11 protein-coding genes and 2 pseudogenes are annotated in these 17,593 nt (G+C 68.4%); 9 read left to right on the top strand and 4 right to left on the bottom strand.

Annotated features, from left to right (window positions below; all coding sequences use genetic code 11):
- Positions 1–5: 5 nt before the first annotated feature.
- Positions 6–3,386: an ATP-binding protein gene (locus F784_RS24945; RefSeq protein ID WP_157465410.1), complete on the bottom strand. Its 3,381-nt coding sequence runs from the start codon at positions 3,384–3,386 to the stop codon at positions 6–8.
- Between the two features lie 192 nt (positions 3,387–3,578).
- On the opposite strand from F784_RS24945, the gene F784_RS24045 reads away from it, so the two are divergent.
- From F784_RS24045 to F784_RS0120290, 3 genes are all read left to right on the top strand, one after another.
- Positions 3,579–4,085: a CHAD domain-containing protein gene (locus F784_RS24045; protein WP_157465409.1), complete on the top strand. Its 507-nt coding sequence runs from the start codon at positions 3,579–3,581 to the stop codon at positions 4,083–4,085.
- Positions 4,086–4,841: 756 nt separating this feature from the next.
- On the top strand, positions 4,842–5,297 hold the full coding sequence (locus F784_RS0120295; RefSeq protein ID WP_019588552.1) for a GIY-YIG nuclease family protein: 456 nt from the start codon (positions 4,842–4,844) through the stop codon (positions 5,295–5,297).
- A gap of 147 nt (positions 5,298–5,444) precedes the next feature.
- Entirely contained in the window at positions 5,445–6,068 is a 624-nt protein-coding gene (locus tag F784_RS0120290) for a hypothetical protein (protein ID WP_019588551.1), read from the top strand.
- Between the two features lie 224 nt (positions 6,069–6,292).
- On the opposite strand, the gene F784_RS0120285 is transcribed toward F784_RS0120290, so the two are convergent.
- A complete protein-coding gene (locus F784_RS0120285; protein ID WP_019588550.1) occupies positions 6,293–7,432 on the bottom strand; it encodes a carboxypeptidase-like regulatory domain-containing protein in 1,140 nt (379 codons plus the stop codon).
- Between the two features lie 297 nt (positions 7,433–7,729).
- On the opposite strand from F784_RS0120285, the gene F784_RS24040 reads away from it, so the two are divergent.
- Positions 7,730–9,022 (top strand): hypothetical protein, encoded by a 1,293-nt coding sequence (locus tag F784_RS24040; RefSeq protein ID WP_019588549.1) that lies wholly within the window; start codon positions 7,730–7,732, stop codon positions 9,020–9,022.
- A 131-nt stretch (positions 9,023–9,153) separates the two neighbouring features.
- Here the strand turns inward: F784_RS24040 and F784_RS0120275 are convergent, their stop codons facing one another.
- Entirely contained in the window at positions 9,154–9,627 is a 474-nt protein-coding gene (locus F784_RS0120275) for a hypothetical protein (protein WP_019588548.1), read from the bottom strand.
- Positions 9,628–9,838: 211 nt separating this feature from the next.
- Here F784_RS0120275 and F784_RS24940 point away from each other — a divergent pair, with 211 nt between their 5' ends.
- The 5 genes and pseudogenes from F784_RS24940 to F784_RS27935 form a co-directional block, all read left to right on the top strand.
- Positions 9,839–13,168, top strand: a complete 3,330-nt coding sequence (locus F784_RS24940) for an ATP-binding protein (protein WP_157465408.1) — start codon at positions 9,839–9,841, stop codon at positions 13,166–13,168.
- A 24-nt stretch (positions 13,169–13,192) separates the two neighbouring features.
- Complete coding sequence (locus tag F784_RS24030) at positions 13,193–15,238, top strand: ATP-binding protein (protein WP_019588546.1); 2,046 nt, start codon at positions 13,193–13,195, stop codon at positions 15,236–15,238.
- A gap of 76 nt (positions 15,239–15,314) precedes the next feature.
- Complete coding sequence (locus F784_RS0120260; protein ID WP_019588545.1) at positions 15,315–15,512, top strand: hypothetical protein; 198 nt, start codon at positions 15,315–15,317, stop codon at positions 15,510–15,512.
- Between the two features lie 202 nt (positions 15,513–15,714).
- A complete protein-coding gene (locus F784_RS24025) occupies positions 15,715–16,713 on the top strand; it encodes a hypothetical protein (protein ID WP_019588544.1) in 999 nt (332 codons plus the stop codon).
- A gap of 63 nt (positions 16,714–16,776) precedes the next feature.
- Positions 16,777–17,035: pseudogene (locus F784_RS27935) on the top strand (transposase); the annotation flags it as partial.
- A 48-nt stretch (positions 17,036–17,083) separates the two neighbouring features.
- Here the strand turns inward: F784_RS27935 and F784_RS25645 are convergent.
- Positions 17,084–17,593: pseudogene (locus F784_RS25645) on the bottom strand (IS1 family transposase); the annotation flags it as partial.

Here is a 17,593-nt window from a genome sequence, read left to right as displayed (position 1 = left end):
GTTCTTTACGAACTCTTAAACATCGTGCTGGTCGCCTCCTGCCGGGGCAGGTCACGCAGCACGGCGGCGAGGTAGGCCTCCCGGTGCTTGAGCGGGACGTGGGCGGCGGCCGTGCCCCGGGCCGCCTCCACGGCTCGCCGCGCCGCCTCACGGGCCTCCGGGTGACCGGCGGTGGCGAGGACGGCGGCGTGCAGCGCGAGAATCCGGTCCCGCGGCCACTCCAGAGGCTCGTACTGTTCGAGCAGCCGGACCGCCGTGAACGAGTGGCCCAGGGCGTCCTCCGCTCGCCCCGCCCTCACGAGCAGGCGGGCGTGGTGCATCTGGGCCACGATCAGCAGGTCCCGGGCTTCGAGGGCATGCAAGCGTTCGAGAAGGCGCTCGCTGGCCCCGAGATCGGGATCGTCCGCCCCCTGGAGCCGCACGAGGTCGAGTTTCAGGGTCTCGTCCGGCCCGAGGTGGGCGAGCAGGGGTTCGAGTTCGCCCAGGGCGGCCGACGTGTCCTGCCCACGCTCCGCGTCGAGGGACGCGAGCGCCAGCAGCGCCCCCGCCTGCTCGGCGGGCGACGCCTGGGGAAAGCGCAGGGCGTCGCGCGCCAGTTCCCCGGCGCGGTCGGGGACGCCAAGCGCCGCATACACAGCGGCCGTCTGCCGCAGCACGAGCGGCCAGGCGAAGTGGTCGTACGCCTCGCTCGCCTCACGCGCCCGTTCCAGCGCGTCCAGCGCCTCGGCGTACCGCCCAAGGTCCCGCGCGAGTTCCCCCTGCACCACGAGCAGGAGCACGCGGTTCATCGCCCGGCCCTGCATCCGCTCGATCAGCGCGAGGGCCCGCGCGGCGGGTGCCTGCGCTTCCCGCTTGCGCCCCACTCGGGCCAGGGCGAGCGCGAGATTGGTGAGCGCGTGGACCTGAATGACCGGCCGCCCCGCGCGCTCTCCCTGCTCGGCGAGCGCCTCGAAGTGGCGCGCTGCCTCCGTGTAGCGGCCGAGCTTGCCGAGCACCACGCCGAGGTTTTGCAGCGCCGAGAGCTGCCCCGTGACCAGTCCGAGGCGTTCGTTGAGGGCTGCCGCGCGGCGAAGCGCCGTGGCCGCCTCCTCGAGCTGCCCGAGTTGCAGCGAGACGATTCCCAGCATCTGCGACAGTTCGGCCTGCACGGTGAGGTCGCCGCTCCGCTCGGCGTGCGTCCAGCCCTCGCGGGCCGCCTCCCGGGCCAGGTCCAGCTCGGAGCGGCGGCTGTGCAGCAACCCCTGGCAATGCCACGCCCGCGCGCGTTGCCCTTCGGTGTGGGCGAGGGCGAACAGGCGCGCCAGGGACGCTCCGTACCGCTCGCCGAGGTCGAACTCCTTGAGGAAGTCGCGCGTCAGCAGCAGCCGGGCGTCGAACGCCGCGTCCACGTCGCCGTGCGCCTCGAGCAGCGAGGCGGCCTGCTCGTACAGGTTCGCTGCCTCCACGAAGCGGAACGTGGCCCGCGCCTGCTCGGCCGCCTCCCGCAGCTTCGGCACGGCGCGCAGCGGCTCGCCCCCCCGCAGCCAGTGCCCCGCCACCCGCGCCGGGGGAAAGCCGTGCTCTTCCAGCACCCGGGCGGCGCTGCGGTGAAGCGCCGTGCTCACCCCCGGGGGCATGTTCGCCTCGACCGCCTCATACACCAGGTCGTGGCTGAAGCGGCCTTCCGCGACCATCTGGGCCCGCTCGAGTTCCTGCCACGCGGGGAGCACTTCGAGCAGGGGAGACCGCAACACCTCCGAGACGAGCTCGAGGGTGAAGTCGCTTTGCATGGTCGCCGCCGCCTGCGCCGCGTGCAGTGCGGTCGGCGACAGGCGGGCCAGCCGCTGCGCCACGACCGCCCCGACGGGCTGCGGGGGCGGGAGCCGCTCGGGAAAGCCGCGCTCGACCTGGCCCGTTTCGATGAGGTGCTTCACCGTTTCGAGCAGGAACTGGGGGTTGCCGCCTGTGTAGCGTTGCAGGGCGGGCGTGAGCGCCGCGAGGTGCGGCACGTTCATGCTGGCGACCAGACGCTCTACCACCGTGGGGGCGAGCGGTTCGAGTTCGATGACGAGCACGCGTCCCGTCTGCACGAGGTCCCGCAGGGCCCGCGCGGCGAGCGACGTGTACTCCTGGGGGCGCGAGTTGAACACGATGCGAAACGGCGCGTCCACGTCCCCCCAGCCGAGAGCGCCCCACATGAACAGTTGAGCCTCGGCGCTGCCGTTGTCGAAGTGGTGCGTGTCGTCGTACGCCAGCACCGTCATGCCCGCATGGATGGCGGCGCGCACGACCTCCGTGAGGGCCTGGTAGAAGCGCACCTTGTCGGCCTCGGTGGTGAGGGACGCGGGTGGCGTGCCGAATTCCGGCAGGATCAGAGCGAGTTGCTGCGTGACCCAGGGCTCGAAGGTCAGGTGCGGGTATCTCCGAAGAATCTTGCGCAGCATCCGCACCGTCGTGCCGTACACCACGCCCTCGTCGCCGGGGCGGCACTCGAAGTAGAAGTCGCCCCCATGCACGCGCGCGAACTCCTGCACGAGGCGGGACTTGCCGACCCCCGCCTCGCCTACCAGGCACACCCCCTGGCCTTTCGCCCACGCCTCCTCCATGAGGGCCCACTCGCGCTCACGTCCGACGAGGACCGGCGGGCGCAGCACGGACAGCGGAATTTGCGGGCCGCGCGAGGAATGGTCTCCGGATGGCGGGGCTCCGCCACGGATGAGGCGCGCCAGGGCCAGGGTGCCTTCCGCGGGCGTGACGCCGAACTCCCGGGCCAGCATGTCCTCGCAGGCCTTGAGCGTCTCGAGCGCGCGCGGCCGGTCCCCCAGGGCGAAGTGCAGGCGCATCACGAGCGCGAAGGTCTCCTCGGACACCGGGTCCACCTCGAGGAGCTGTTGCGCCCACGCGAGCGCCCCCCCAAGGTCGTTCGCTGCCTCGGCGTCCATCGCCAACGCCCGCAACGCCGTGCGCTGCCACTGCTGCCAGCGCTCCCGCTCCCCCAGCAACCACTCCTCGAGCTCCGGGCAGTCGTCGTAGTCGAAATGCCCCAGGACCTCCGCGTACTGGGCCACGAACGCCTCGTGCTGGTCCTGCCCGTAGAGGTCGCGCACGGCGGGCGCGTCGACGGACACGCCCTCAGCCAGGCGCAGTTCGTCCCGGCCGACGATCAGGTTCTCACCGGATACCAGCCGCAGCTTACGCAGGGTCTGCGCGAGGTTGTTGCGCGCCGTGCTTTCCTTCGAGTCCGGCCAGAGCATCACGGCGAGCTTGGCACGGCTCGTCGGTCCCTCCAGCGCAAGATACGCGAGCAGGGCGCCCGTCTTGCGGTCGAGGAGCACCACCTCTTTGGTCAAGCGCGGCAGTCGGGGCGTGCCAAGCACTTCGACCTGCCAGGGAGACGCTGTGAACACGGTGGAAGTCTAGCGGGAGCGTCCAGCCTGTTGTCTGTTGTCCGGTCGCCGTTCAAGAGTGGCGAGGTTGTTGAGGTGTGTCGCCCGCCGCATCAGCCCTTCAAGCGGGAAGAAGCGGCGGGTGTCACCGGTTCAAGCGGGCGGGGTCGAGGATTCCCAAACGCGCGTGTCTTGCGGCAGGTGGTCTCGCCCGTGCGGGGCCGCGACGCGGCGGGACGGCATCTGCAGTCCGCCCTGGAAGCGTTGCAGGCGCCCGCCGCGGAGATCCAGACGTTCCAGTTGGAGTGGCAGCAGGCGCGGGACCACACCCTGGCGGACGTGGCGTTCCCGAAACTGCCCCCGGAGATGGAGCGCCCGAAGCGCTGGAAAGCCCGAGTCTGGGAGGCACTGACGAGTGACGCGGAGGAATTGCAGCGGGAAGCGTCGGTGGTGTTGACCTCGGAGAACGTGGACCGCTGGAACGAGTGGCGCAAGCACCTCAAGCGCTACCGCTATACGCTGGAGCTGCTCGAGGACGCGCCGCAGCCCCTGTTGGACGTGCTGGAGGCCCTGGGGCGGATGCAGGACGCGCAGGAGTTGCTCACGCGAGAGGTCTGGCTGCCCGCGTACATCGCGGCGTTGATCGAATGGAGGGGGCGGCGCAGCACGGCGCGCAGGAACAGGTGCGGGCGCAATGGCCCGCCTTGGCCGAGCATCTGACGGCTCAGGCAGAACCGGCAGCCAGCGATTGAAAGGCCAGCCCCGCCAGGGTGACCACCAGATCTGGGGGGCGCTGCATCAACGGGGCAGGTGGTGGTGGTGAGAGACGCGCAGCAGCTCCCCTTCCGGCCAGATCAAGCCCCTGACGGACGCCAGGGGCGGGGCCCACCCGGCCGGGGTTCTCGTGGGGTGCCTCACCCTACGAGCAGAACGTCAGGACTGTGACTGTTCCCGGTGAACGCTGGGTACAGCACGTCCCTCAAGGACACGCCAACCGCTCCACCCGTACCAGGGAGCATGCGTGGAGTGACGAAGCTTGCGCGGTGAAGATCGTCCCGCTTGGGGAAGAAGCTCCCTTCTCTCAAGGCGGGCGCGGCCACACGAGCCATAAAAAAGCGGCCGGACGGCCGCTGATGAACAGAAGATCACGTGACATGCAGCGCGAGTCAGCGGTATTCAGTCGAAACCGCAGGCCACATTCCGCCTCGTTGCTCGATGTCGGGTTCGGTCCAGGCGAGGATCGCGCTGGGCAGGGTGAGCACGAAGCCCCACACGCCCCAGAAGAGGGCAGTGCGTTCATTTTCCGCGCGGGGCCACCACCCGCCGGACTCCCCCCGAACATGAGGACGTAGAGCGCACTCAGCAGCACCATGAGGGCGAGCACACGGTACGCGTGCAGGTACCCGGCGTTACGCACCTGGAGTTGGCGCGGCAAATTTGCGGGCAGAGCGCGTCTCGCGTTGACACGATGGCGGCATGACCCTCGAAAGCGACACCCTACGCAAGCGGGCGCTCTTCGAGACGTGGATGGCAGAGCATGAGCAGTTCAGCACCCCCCTCACCGCTCAAGGGGAGCCGATCCACCGCAAAGCCGTCTTGTCTCGAATCGCCACGCTGATGGAGCGGCAGGGTGCGCCCGAGTACGTGTACGTCCTAACTGAAGGCCGCTCGGATAAGGCGATCCCTGCTTACGTCGGGAAGGCCCGTTCCCCTGTCTCCCGCTGGAACCAGCACCTCACGGGCCTGGCTAAGGGCAACGGGAGTTACTTGCGGTGGCGGACAAGATTGCTGCACGAGGGGCAGGACAGCGTGCAATTTGACCTCCAGCTGCACTTATTGATTCCGGGCTTGTTTGAGACGCGACCCTGGGTTGAGGGTCCCTCCTGGCCGGAAGCACGGGAGCGAGAAGCGCACTGGGCGTCCCAAACCTAAGCCGTTATCAATAGTAGGGGAGACCCAGATTCAGTTCCCGCCCATCCCTGGCTTCCCCAAGACGATTGGAGCCGTCGAATACCAGCTTGTGGGTCTCGCGGCGGATGCCTATTCTCTCCGCCTCCTTAACCATGAAGGGCAGGGGCGATGACCCTTCTGCAGATCTGGCTGGACGGCTTCCCTGGAGCACGTTTCGCGCCCTTGTTCGACACGGACGGCTTACTCGTCCGGACTCACCAGCGTGGCCGGGAAGGGGATCGCCGCATCCTTACCCGCTCGCCGGAGTTCGAGGCCGCGATGATCGAGTTGCTCGAAGAGGGGTTACAGGATGATGCCTGGCAGGGGCTCGTCTACCTGATGGGGGTGGGGGACCGAAACGCCTTCACGCCCCTGTATGCGGGAAAGGCGGAGCGGCGGGGGAAGACGCACGCGATCAGCAAGAACATCGCGAATATTCGAAACCTCCCGGACAAGTTCGCGCGGTGTGGGTATGGGCTGGATTATCACGTGGGGGATCTAAGCCATGCGATGTTCGGGTTCCCGGCGTACCGGGGACCGACAGGGAAGTACCGCCGCTGGGCGGAGGCGCTCTTCATTGCAACGGACCCTCCTGTCCTGCGTCAGCCCGTGCACTTGCTGCTGCTGCCCTGGTTTAAGGACAGCCGGGGGCCAAGTGGGCTCAGGGGATCCGTGGCCTCAGCGGGAAAGGAAGTCATCGCGCTCGCCTCCGCACTGCACCCTGAGACGCTACTCAATGTGGACGGGCGGTGAAAGTTACACATCTCTCTTCCTCTCTCTTTGCAGGGGCATTGCTGGGTAAGTCCAACTCAGCAGCGGAACCGCTGGGAATCACAAGCCTTCCGCTGCACGCCGCCGTGCCTCGTTCAACCTGTAAGTGTTGCGCGTCACCCGGTGTAGGTAAGGATGGGTGGCCTGTTCCCGATCGTCCCGCATATGTGCGGTGATCTGCGTGCCTAAAGTGACGAGTGCGCCGCTCAGTTCTTGGGCAGACGAATCTCCAGGAACATGTTGGGCTGGAGCGATTGGTAGTCGCGGGTGAAGCCGCCGGTGTAGCTCATGCCCCACTCGTAGGTATCCATCCCGCCGATGCGCCTGCGGAGTTCGATGGGGTGCCCGTTCATGGTGCCCGTGACCTTGTAGGTCCCCCACATCACGTTGGCTGCGACCCAGCCCCCACCGCTCATGACCAGCTTCGTCTGGCGCACCTTGCCAGTCGAGCCATCCGCGAGCTTACCAACCGGTGTGAGCGTCAGGATCACCTGGGCAGGGTCGATGTCGAAGTTGCCCGCTTCCCGCTCGACAAACACGCACGCGAGATTGCCGTAAGGGTCCTGCTGCGTCACCGGTTTAGGCTTGAAGGTGAAGTTGCGCACACCGCCTACACCGCCGGGAACGGTCTCCGGATTCTGGGGCACGAGGTCGACGCGGGCGGAGTAGCCGTCGTACTTGATGGTCAGGCTGGCCGTGACGTTGAAGGTAACGGGGGCATTGCGCACGTCGATCTTGTAGCGGCCCTGCGCGTCGGTACGGGTGATGAGGTTGGAATTGTATGCGAGCGTGTTGTCCGCGACAACTTCGACACCAGGCAGTGGCACCCCCTGCTCGTTTACGACGGTTCCAGTGATGAAACCTCGCTGAGCGGTCGTGGCGCTGGGGGCCGCAGGCTTCGTGGTGTTAGACCGAGGCTGGGTGTTGGTGCCCGGCGCAGCGGCAGCCCTCTTCACCTCCACGAGTTCGAGCTTCACGTTCGCCGTGCCGACTTTGACGAGTGCCGCTTCCTTTTCCTCCAGCAGGTTGCGGTCCACCCAGTCCCCCACGCTCACATCCTCATCCCCGTCGTTGTCCTGCACCGCGTAGAGGGCATAGGGCACGTTCTCAAGGTCCGTGATGGTGAAGTCTGCCCTGGCCTTCCCGCTGGCAATCACGGCACCCTTCACGTCGTCCGAGTCACAGTCTCCCTTCGGACAGGCGATCACTACTGTGTCCTTGAGCGAATGTCCGCCCGCCGCCGTGATTGTCCCCTTGATGGTGCGGGGGGCGGAGGCGGCGGGAAGGGCCTGGGCCACCAGTGAGAGGGTGAGGCCGAGCAGGGCGGTCAGGGCATTGCGGTTCATGGGTTCCTCCGTCGCCTTCAGGCGTGCCGGAAGCGTACGGGGGGCCGAATGGCTGGAGAATGTTGGGGGAAACCGTGCTGCGGGTAGAAAAGGCTTACACCAGCGCACACAGGCCGCGCCCCGAGCGTCATGCGCCCCAGCACTGGGGTCTTAGGGTCGTGCTGCCCTCACTCCAGACCTACAAAAATTTCTCGATCTTGCCGTATCGCCCTCTCGGCGTAAGGCTTGGACAACATTTGCCAGCCATCCCCCGGCCCGTACCTTCCGGCCACGCTCAACGAGCGAAGGAGGCAGGATATGAAGGCACACACGAAGAAGACGGCTCCGGTCGCCGCACTGCTGCTGTCGATGGCCCTGAGCGCCTGCACGGAAACCGCATCCACACCTGCGCCCGCCCCGACCTTCCCCGTCGGCACCCCGACCGGTGAGGCTGCGCGGACGACCGTCGGGTCCCAGGGCGGCACCGTCGTCTCGGCGGACGGCAAGCTCAAGGTCAACATTCCCGCTGGGGCACTCACGTCCCCCACCGAAATCACGGTGCAGCCCATCACGAATACCGCACCGAACGGGAAGGGCGGTGCGTACCGCCTGGGGCCGGAGGGGACGACCTTCAAGCAGCCGGTGCAACTCTCCTTCCAGTACGACGAGGCGCAGGAAAGCGCGGCGAGCAGCTTCGTCGTCGCCACGCAGGACAGTCAGGGCACGTGGCAGGCGCACCTAGGCACTGCGCAGAACCGCGAGTCGAACACCCTCACCGTCTCCACGAACCACTTCAGCGACTGGACGTGGGCGGAGGCCTACCGGCTCGACCCGGGACAGGCGACGGTCAAGCTCGGGGAGACGGTCAAGCTCACGCTGATACGCTGCGTCGGCCCCACCACCGAACCCTTTGACGAGGACCTTGTGACGCCCCTCGTCACGACCTGCGCGCCGCAGACCCTGACCCCCTTCACGCGGGGCTGGGCGGTGAACGGCACGGCGGGCGGCAGCGCGGCGGTCGGGACGGTGAGCAAGGACGAGGGCAACGTCTCCAGCGGCACCTACCGGGCCCCGGCCGACAAGCCAGCCGTGAACCCCGTGGCGGTGAGCGTTGATCTCGTGCGCAACGAGACGGGGAAGAATACCCTGCGCCTGATCTCTTACGTCCAGGTCATCGACGGGCTGGGCCCGTGCCGGGAAGTGGTGACGGGGATCTACACCTGCCGATACCAGCTCACGAAGGTGAACGGCAACAGCCTGCCGTACACCCTGCCGAAGCAGGACCCGAATCAGGGCGACGCCCGGGACCGCCTTACGGGGGGCTACCTGCAGATCAGCGGCACGGAGGAAAACCTGCTGATCGGTGCGGCCTCGTACGAGATTCGCTACGAGTTCGACAGTAAGCCCGCGGGCACCGACCGGGAAACGCACCGTGTTCTCAATGATGCGGGCGACTACCTCACGAACCTTCAGGGCACCTCCACCACCTTCAAGTCCATTTCGGGAGAGACGTACAAGGGCTTGATCCAGTCGGACAAGGCCAGCGCCGAGGACTTCCCGATGAACACTCCCGTCTTTTCCGCCCCCGTAAAGCTCGAATTCGTACCATAGACGGATTTGCCGGAGGCTCTCAAAGGGCGGCTGCACGAGAGGTGGTCGCCCTCCGATCACCCCCGCAGAGAGGAAGGAATTGGATGAAACGCGAACGCCCCCGTCAAGGTAGGGGCGTTCGTGTTCGTCCTTTACAGGTGGGTGCGCCGCCAGTCCGCGAGCAGACGCAGGTACAACTCGTCCGCGACGTTCTGAAGATTCTCCAGAGTACCCAGGGAATCGGCAACACCTACTGCCCCACTCTCCCAGACGACCCCGGGGTTCGCGTCGTTCCAGGGGTCACGGATGAGCTGCAAGCGGAGCGTGTACGGCAGGCGGGGTTCCTGGCCGCCGAACGCCAGCGTGAGGTGTGTGTACACCTTGCACTTCCCCCCCCTGAAGGACAACTCCTCCCGGTGACGGTCGGCGACACCGGACATGATTTCCGAGTAGGACAGCAGGAAGGTATTGGGGAGATCCTCGGAGGAAAGGACAGTCGCGCCCTCACCGACGCACACGTCCCCGAGCCCCAGCGAGGCCAGGACTTCGGCGGGCGACGGGGGCGGCGCGCTCCCCCCCGCGGACGCGCCCCCAAGCAGGGTGCAGAGCAACAGGCTGCCCCGCATAGCATGGCTCCTCCAACGGGAGAGGGAACGGTAAGACTGGAGGCATTTGGCGGATAACGTCTGGTTGTTCATCCCCCCGAACTTACGCAGTTGAGCGTGGCTCACGGGTGACAGACCTGCTCCGGCCTGAACGGGGCAGAGCACTTCACTCACTGGGGGAACTCCTGACGGCCCCCAGCCTTTCCGCTCTCTCCGGTCGTCCCCTGCTAGCATGTCGGGACCGATGAACAATATGGCAACATGGCGCCTGTTCGTGCTCGGCGGGCCCCGCCTCGTGGCGCCGGACGGCCGGGAGACGCGGCCGGAGGGCAAGTCGCTCGCCCTGCTGGCGTACCTCGCTCTGGAGGGTCAGTCGCCCAGGTCGCGCCTGGCCGGGTTGCTGTGGCCCGAACGGACCGAGACGGCGGCCCGGAACAACCTCGTTCAGCTCCTGCGCCGGATGCGCGCCGCGCATGGTGAGGACCTGATCGTGGGTCAGGAGACGCTCTCCCTCGCCCCCGGGGTTCAGGTGGACGTGCTGAGGGGCGCATCCGGCGGAGCCGGGATGCCGGACGGCACCCTGCTGGACGGCGTTCGCTTCGACGACCACCTTGACCTCGCCGACTGGCTGATCGTGCAGCGGGACCGGATCGACGCGCGGCGGGCCCGGGAAACGGCCCGCGCGGCGGACCGGGCCGAGGAGGCCGGGGATCTGGCGGGCGCGACCCTCCTCGCCCGGCGCGCCCTCGCCCTCGACCCGCAGTCCGAGGAGACACACCGGCGGCTGATGCGCCTGCTGTACCTCAGGGGCCAGAGCGCCGAGGCGCTGGAGGTGTACGCGGGGTTGCGGGAGCGGCTGCGGGACGAGCTGCGCACCGAGCCCATGCCCGAGACCCGTGAACTCGCGGCGCTGATCGAGCGGGGCGACGCGTTACCCCCGGCCCGGCCCATGGTCCCAGTGTCCTTTGCGGCCCTGCACCCCCCTGTCCTCGCGGGCCGCGAGCGCGAACTCGCCCGGATGGAGGAGGCCTGGGAGCGGGGGCAATTCATCATCGTGGCGGGGGCGCCGGGCATGGGCAAATCGCGCCTGGCGGCAGACTTCGGGGCGGGCAAGGGGCGGGTGCTGTGGGTCGAGGCGCGCCCGGGGGATACCCTCGTTCCCTACACCACCACGATTCGCAGCCTGCGCCGGGCGCTGAGCCTCTCGGGTGCCGAGTTGCCCCTCGATCTGCGGCGGGCGGTGAGTTTCCTCCTCCCCGAACTTGCGCCCCCGGGGGAGGCACCCGCCACGAGCACGGACGCGGGCCTGCACACCGCCCTTCAGCACGCCTTCGGGCTCTGCCTGACCGGTGTGGACGTGTGCGTGTTCGACGACATGCAGTTTGCCGACGATGCGAGCGTCGAGGTGGGCTTCGACATGATCGGGGCCGTCTTTCCGATGGGCCAGCCGGGCGGGCTGCCGCACTTCATCGCCGTGCACCGGGAGAACGAGCTGCCCCCCTACACCCGGGGGATCTTCGAGCGGCTGGTCGAGGCCGGGCAGGCCGAGTGGTTGCGCCTGCCGCCGCTGAGCGAGACGGCCACCCGGGAACTGCTCTTCAGCCTGAACGTGGCCCCGGAGGAGGCGGAGGGTCTGGCCCGCGCCTCGGGTGGACATCCCCTCTTCGTGCTGGAGGGGGTCAAGGCGCTGGCGAGTGGTGGGGCCTTTGGCCGAAACGGGCATGTCCCACCCCGGCTGGGTCAGCTCATCAATGACCGCCTCGCCCGCCTCCCGAAGATGGCCCTGCACGTCGCCCGGGCGTGCGCAATCCTGGGGCGCGACTTCACCCCCGACCTCGTGGCGAGCCTGCTCTCGGCCCCGCTGCTCGACGTGGTGGGCGCATGGGACGAGCTGGAGGCGGCGCAGATCCTCGCGGGCGAGCGATTCCACCACGACCTCGTGGCGGAGGCGGTGCTGGAAGGCATTCCGCCCTCAGTGCGGCGGCTGCTCCACCGCGCCGCCGCCCGCGCCCTGGAAGGCGAGCACGCCCCGCCCGCCCGCGTGGCCTGGCACTGGCGGCAGGGCGAGCAGGAGACCGAGGCCGCGCCGTGGCTCCTGCGGGCGGGCGAGGCGGCCCAGGCCTCCCTGCGCCTGCGCGAGGCGGCGGCCCACTTCGAGGAGGCCGCCCGCCTCTTCGAGGCGCTGGGCGATGATCGCGCCTTCGGGGCGTGGCGGCGCCGGGCGGAGGTGCTGAGCCTGGGCGACAACCTGGAGGCCCGCCAGTCGGCGGTGAACGACGTGCTGGAGCGGGCGGAGAGCCCCACTGAGACCGCGCAGGGCTGGCTGCTCCAGGCGGGCCTCTTCTCCACCCGCAACGAGGGGGCGCGGGCGGAGGTCGCGGTGCGGCGCGGATTGAGGGCCCTGGAGGGCCAGGACGAGCCGGAATTGCGGGCGAACCTGCTCGGCGACCTCGGCACGGCGCTCTGGGCGCAGGGTCGCCTGTCCGAGGCCGAGGCGACCCTGCGCGAGGCGGTGGCGGTGCTTGAGCCCCTCGGTTCCTCCGTCGCCCTCGCCAGCGGCCTGAGCAACCTCGCCGTCGTCCTCGATCACGGGGACCGCCACCGCGAGGCCGAGGGGTTGCACCGCCGGGCGGCGGAGATGCTGGAAGCGCTGGGGGACCGGGGCCACCTCGCGGTGATTCTGCGCAACCTCTCGGTCTGCCTGAGTGACCTCGGCGACGTGAGGGGGGGGCTGGAAGCCCTCCAGCGTTCCGCGGCCCTGCACGGGGTCGACCCGCCCGACGCCTCGGCCATAAGTCACCTCCTGCTCGGCCTTGCCCACGGGGACCTCGGCGAATACGCGGCGGCGGTGCGGCACTTCGAGCAGGTTCTCACGGGTGAACTCGATCCCAGTGGCTGGTTGCACGACTACGCGCGTGGTTGCCTGGGCGAGGTGCTCGTGTCGCTCGGGGACGACGTGCGGGCCGAGGAGATGCTGACGCGGGCGGGCGCGGCTCACCTTCCCGGTACCTACGCGGTCCGCGCCCATCTCGCCCTCGCCCGGCTCGCCTTTGAACGTGGGGCGGACGGCCAGGCGGCCCTCGAACAGGCAGAGACGCTGCTCGGTGGGGCGCCGCGCCCCCTCGCCCTGGGCCGGGTGCGCCTCGTGCAGGCGCTCCGGGATGAGCCTGAAGCCGCCTGCGCGGCGGCACGCGAAGCCCTGGACCTTGCCCGCCGTCACGACCTCGGCGGCCTCGAACTCAGCGCGCACACGCGGCTTGCGGGGGCCCTGCTGCGCGCGGGTCAGGCTCGGGAAGCCCTCGCCCATGCGGCCCAGGGCGCCCACCTCCTGAACACGCTCGAACCCGCCGACCTGTCCCGCGGCGAGGTGCTGCTCACCCTGTTCAGGGCGCAACGGGCGGCCGGGGACTCCACGGCGGAGGTGACGTTGCGCTCGGCAGAGGCGTGGCTGGAGCGCACCACCCGCGAGCAGGTCCCGCACGAGTCGAGGGACGCGTTCCTCACCTACAACCCGGTCGCGCGCCTCATCCTCTGCGCGAGGGAACAATTCTTCACAACGTAAGGTGAGAATTGGCTAAACTGGGGAATGCCTGAATCTCAGACGTCCTGGCGACTGGACGTGCTCGGTCCGCCGCGCCTCACCTCGCCGGAGGGCCGGGCGCTACCCCTGGAGCGCAAGACCGCCGCGCTGCTGGCATACATCGCGCTGGAGGGTGGGGCGCCGCGCGGTCATCTTGCCGAGTTGCTGTGGCCTGAGACGCCCACCGGGGCAGCCAGAAACAACCTCGTGCACCTGTTGCGCCGCCTGAGAGAGGCGAGCGGCGCGGATCTCGTGGAGGCGGGCGACTCGCTCGCCCTGGGGTCGAACGTCACCGTGGATGCGCTCGACCTCCTCAACCCCGGGGGCGCGGGGGCGGGGGGCGCGCTGCTGGACGGGGTGGACTTTGACGACCTGCCCGACTTCGCCGAGTGGGTCCTCGCCCAGGGCGAGCGGCTGGCGGCGGTGCAGGCGGGCCGGTACCGCGAGGAGGTCGAGCGCCTGCTCCGGGAGGGCGAGACCACCGAGGCCGCCGCCCTTGCCGAACGCTGGACCGAACTCGACCCCGTCTCCGAGGAAGGGCACCGGGCCCTGATGCGCGCGCACTACGACCTCGGCGACCGGGCGGCGGCGCTGCGGGCCTACCACCGCTGCAAGCACACGCTCCGCCACCAACTCGGCGCCGAGCCCTCGGCGCCGACACAGCGTCTCGCGCGGGATATTGACCTAGGCACCGTGGAGAGGCGGGTCCCCCGGCGGGCCGCCCGTATCCCCCTTCAGGTGCTGCGCCCCCCCATCCTGGTGGGCCGCGAGGACGTGTGGGCACGCATGGAGGAGGCGTGGGAGAAGGGCCTGGGCATCATGATCGAGGGGGACCCCGGCTCGGGCAAGACGCGCCTCGCCCAGGACTTCCTGCGTTCGCGGAAGGATCATCAAATTCTGTTCTTCCAGGGACGCCCGGGGGACGCGGACGTGCCCTACGCCACTCACGCGCGCAACTTTCGGCAGACTCTCGCGGCCAACCCCGACCTCGACCTGCCGCGGTGGGTGATCCGCGAACTCGCCCGGATGCTGCCCGAACTTGGGGAGGCGCCGCCCCCCATGACGACCGAGGCGGACAAGCGCCGCTTCTACGAAGCGAAGTACGAGGTCGTGCGGCTGGTGGCCGAGCGCGGCCCCGTCATCATCTGCACGGACGACGTGCAGTTCATGGACGAGCCCAGCATTGAGGCGGGCGCCTACGTCGGCTCGCGCTTCTGGGGCGACACGAACACGATGTTGCGCTGCCTGTACTGCCACCGCACCGGGGAGCTGCCGCCCTACTCGGCGGCGCTGCTCGACTCCATGTACGCGGCGGGCGTTGTCGTTCCCATTCACCTCTCCCCCCTGAGCCAGGACGCCGTCACGGCCCTGCTCACCGACCTCGACGTGCCGAACGGGGCGGGCGTGGCCGGGGAGGTCGCGCTCGCCACGCGGGGCAACGTGCAGTTCGTGCTGGAGACGGTCAAGAACATGTTCGAGCGGGGAAGTGCCGAGGTCCGTCCCCCCGCCTCCCGGCCCGCGGGCGTGGGGGCGATGATCGAGGAGCGCCTCACCCGGCTCTCGCCGAACGCCCTGCAAGCGGCGCGGGCGGCGGCGGTGCTCCGGCGCGACTTCACGCTCGAACTGGTCACCCAGACGCTCGGCACGGGCCTGCTGGACACCATGACGGCCTGGGAGGAGCTGGAGGCGACGCAGGTCGTCTCCGGGGAGGCCTTCAGCCACGACCTTGTGCTCGAAACGGTGCTTGCCCAGATGCCGCCCACGGTGCGCCGGGTGCTGCACCGCAGCGCGGCGCGGGTACTGGCGGCGGCGGGCGCCCATCCCGCCCGGGTGGCGGGGCACTGGGAGAACGGCGAGGACCCGAAGCAGGCCGCGCCCTGGCTGGTCAGGGCGGGCGAAGCGGCGGCGGGCAACCTTAGGTTCGTTGAGGCTCGCGAGTTCTACACCCGCGCCGAGGCTGCGTTCACGGCGTCAGGAGACGTAGGCGGGGCGGCGGGCGTGCGCCGGAGTCTCGAAGTGTTGGCCGACCGGGCGGCGCAAGTGCCCTCCTGAGTCCGCGTCATCCCCCAGCCACGCCGCGCCTGCTACCTTCAGGCCCACTGCGGGCTTGCGGTGGAAAGGGGAAATCATGGAACAGGAAGAGGGCCGGGCCGAGCGACCGACGAGCGAGGGGCGCGTGTACGTCCTGCGCGTGTGGGGCGAGGGGGAGGACTATCCCCCCGGCTGGCACGCGACAGTTCGGGAAGGTACCTACGGGGTACGGAGGTCCTTCGCCAGTGTGGACGACTACATTGAGCACCTGTACGGGGAACTCCTGCGGCGCTGAAGGGGACGGGGAAGTTCCAGGCGCACCCCGGCGGTGCGCCTCTTCTTTTGGGGCTGCCAGCTGAGGAAACCCGGCTGTTGTGCTCGCCTCCTGAGAAACGGGCGGCGGTGAGCGGCGCCAACATTCTTCAGCCACCCTCCTCCCCGTACCTTTCCTCCAACGCGGCCGGATTCCCCGACCGCAGTCCAAGGAGGAAGCACCCATGCGTACCCGACTCATCCTGTCCGCCCTGACGCTCGCCCTCGTCACCACAGCCCTTGCCGGGAACGCACCCGCCAAGCCTGCCCAGCCCGTCGTCATGGGCACGACGCAACTGAACGGGCAGAATGCGAGGATCGGCCAGACGTTCACGGTCGGCCAGCAGAACCCTATCAACTTCACCCTGCTGAGCGCGTCCTACACCACGGGCCGTGTGCTGCTCGGCACGGCGCTGATCGTCCCGAAAGCCGACGAGAAGCTCCTCGTGCTGCGCTTCACCGCTCACAACCCCACCCGGCAGGACGCGAGCCTGTACGGCCTGAAATTCACGGCCGTCGACGTGAAGAACGTCAACCACGTCAGTGAGAGCGCCTTCGTCCGCGCTGGAACGAGTGAGGAGTACCGGGCGAGCCTCAAGCCCGCGCAGAAGGTGGAGATCGTCTCGGTCGTCCGTGTTCCGGCGAGCGGCGTGATTCCCAAGCTGATCGTCCAGCGCGGCGACGGCCCGGTGCTGCGGTATGACCTGCGGACGCAGGCCAAGGCAGTGCCCGCCCCCTTCGCCGACCCCAAGGACCCGAGCGGTGCGACAGCCCTGGCAGACGCTCCGGCAAAGATGGGCACGACCTATGTCATGGGGCGTTACGACATGAGGTTCGAGAACGTCTCCTTCTCGACCGAGCCGATGCTCGGGCGCGAGGCGCCGTCCGGCAAACGCTATGTGCTGGCGACCGTGGTGATGAGGAACGTCGGGGCGGACGCCGACAGCCCCTCGCACTACACCTTCAAGAACGAACTGCTCGACGCGGACGGGGAACCGGTGGAGTTCTGGGTGCTCGCTAAGGGCAACCGCCCGGAGGAGGCCATCAACCGCAGCGTGAAGCCCGGTGAGGAGTACCGGGTGCGCCTGGTGTTTGTCGCTCCCGCAGACGTGGGCTTGCGCCAGCTCACGGTCCGCGAAGGGAACGGCCATGGCCTCGTCTTCGACCTCAGCAGCGTCAAGTGATGAGGTTGCCCCAGCTGCGTGGACAGGGAGTTAAGGCCCGGCAACAAGAAGTCGGGGTCCACTGTGGGCAAAGGTCGTACCTTCAGTGCCGAGTTCAAACAGGAAGCCGTCCACGTGCCAAGCAACTGGATGTCGCTGAGAGCCAGGTCGCGGGCAACCTGGAGTTGAGCGAGTCCTTGCTCCGCCGCTGGGTCAATGCGAGTGATCAGAAAAGTAAACCAGGGCTGAACGCCGAACAGGTGGAAATTCGGTGAAGCGCGAGTTGAAGACTATCCGGCAGGAACGGGACATCTTGGAGAGGGTCTTGCAGCTCAAGCGTCAACAGCCAGCATGGACGCCTGAGGCACTGGCCAAGAAGGTAGTGGCTGCATCAACGTGACAAGTTGTGGCGGTGGAAGGCGAGGGTGAGTGAGGCTCCGAGCAACTCGTCGGATGTGGAGAACGAGAGGGAGTTGCGGACCAGACGACCCAGGCGTTGTCGAAGGGTGCAGTTGAGCCGCTCGACGTAGTTGATTTCCCCTCAGCGGGTGAAGCATTTGACGCCCAACAACGGTTCGTCGTAGGCCCGCCAGAGGTCCGTACAGCAGGTTGCTTTCAGGCGCTGTTCTGGGGAGAGGGGCAAGCGGTCCCACAGCTGGAAGACGGTCGCTTCGCTGCGATCTCCAAGAACACAAGCCAGCACCTTTTGAGTGCGGCGTTCTCGGGCAAGCCACCACCACCTGGCCTGCTTTTTCTGGCCCACGAAGGTCCATCACTCGTCCAGCTCGACCATCAATTCTTCAAGAGCGTGAGACAGACCGTTTCGGTCTGTCTCACTTCGGCGGCCCCTTTTGTATCCACTGGATGACGGTGTTGCGGTGGACGCCAAAGACGCGCTGCA

Origin of the sequence: Deinococcus apachensis DSM 19763, assembly GCF_000381345.1 — a bacterium.
Lineage (GTDB): Bacteria > Deinococcota > Deinococci > Deinococcales > Deinococcaceae > Deinococcus > Deinococcus apachensis.
Note: the sequence above shows the minus strand (reverse complement) of the source record. Positions and strands in the feature narration are given on the sequence as shown.

Coding starts and splice junctions, on each gene's coding strand:
- F784_RS0120260 (WP_019588545.1), top strand. CDS start 15,315: ATGGAACAGGAAGAGGGCCGGGCCGAGCGACCGACGAGCGAGGGGCGC.
- F784_RS0120290 (WP_019588551.1), top strand. CDS start 5,445: ATGACCCTTCTGCAGATCTGGCTGGACGGCTTCCCTGGAGCACGTTTC.
- F784_RS0120285 (WP_019588550.1), bottom strand. CDS start 7,432: ATGAACCGCAATGCCCTGACCGCCCTGCTCGGCCTCACCCTCTCACTG.
- F784_RS0120295 (WP_019588552.1), top strand. CDS start 4,842: ATGACCCTCGAAAGCGACACCCTACGCAAGCGGGCGCTCTTCGAGACG.
- F784_RS24025 (WP_019588544.1), top strand. CDS start 15,715: ATGCGTACCCGACTCATCCTGTCCGCCCTGACGCTCGCCCTCGTCACC.
- F784_RS24040 (WP_019588549.1), top strand. CDS start 7,730: ATGAAGGCACACACGAAGAAGACGGCTCCGGTCGCCGCACTGCTGCTG.
- F784_RS24030 (WP_019588546.1), top strand. CDS start 13,193: ATGCCTGAATCTCAGACGTCCTGGCGACTGGACGTGCTCGGTCCGCCG.
- F784_RS0120275 (WP_019588548.1), bottom strand. CDS start 9,627: ATGCGGGGCAGCCTGTTGCTCTGCACCCTGCTTGGGGGCGCGTCCGCG.
- F784_RS24940 (WP_157465408.1), top strand. CDS start 9,839: ATGTCGGGACCGATGAACAATATGGCAACATGGCGCCTGTTCGTGCTC.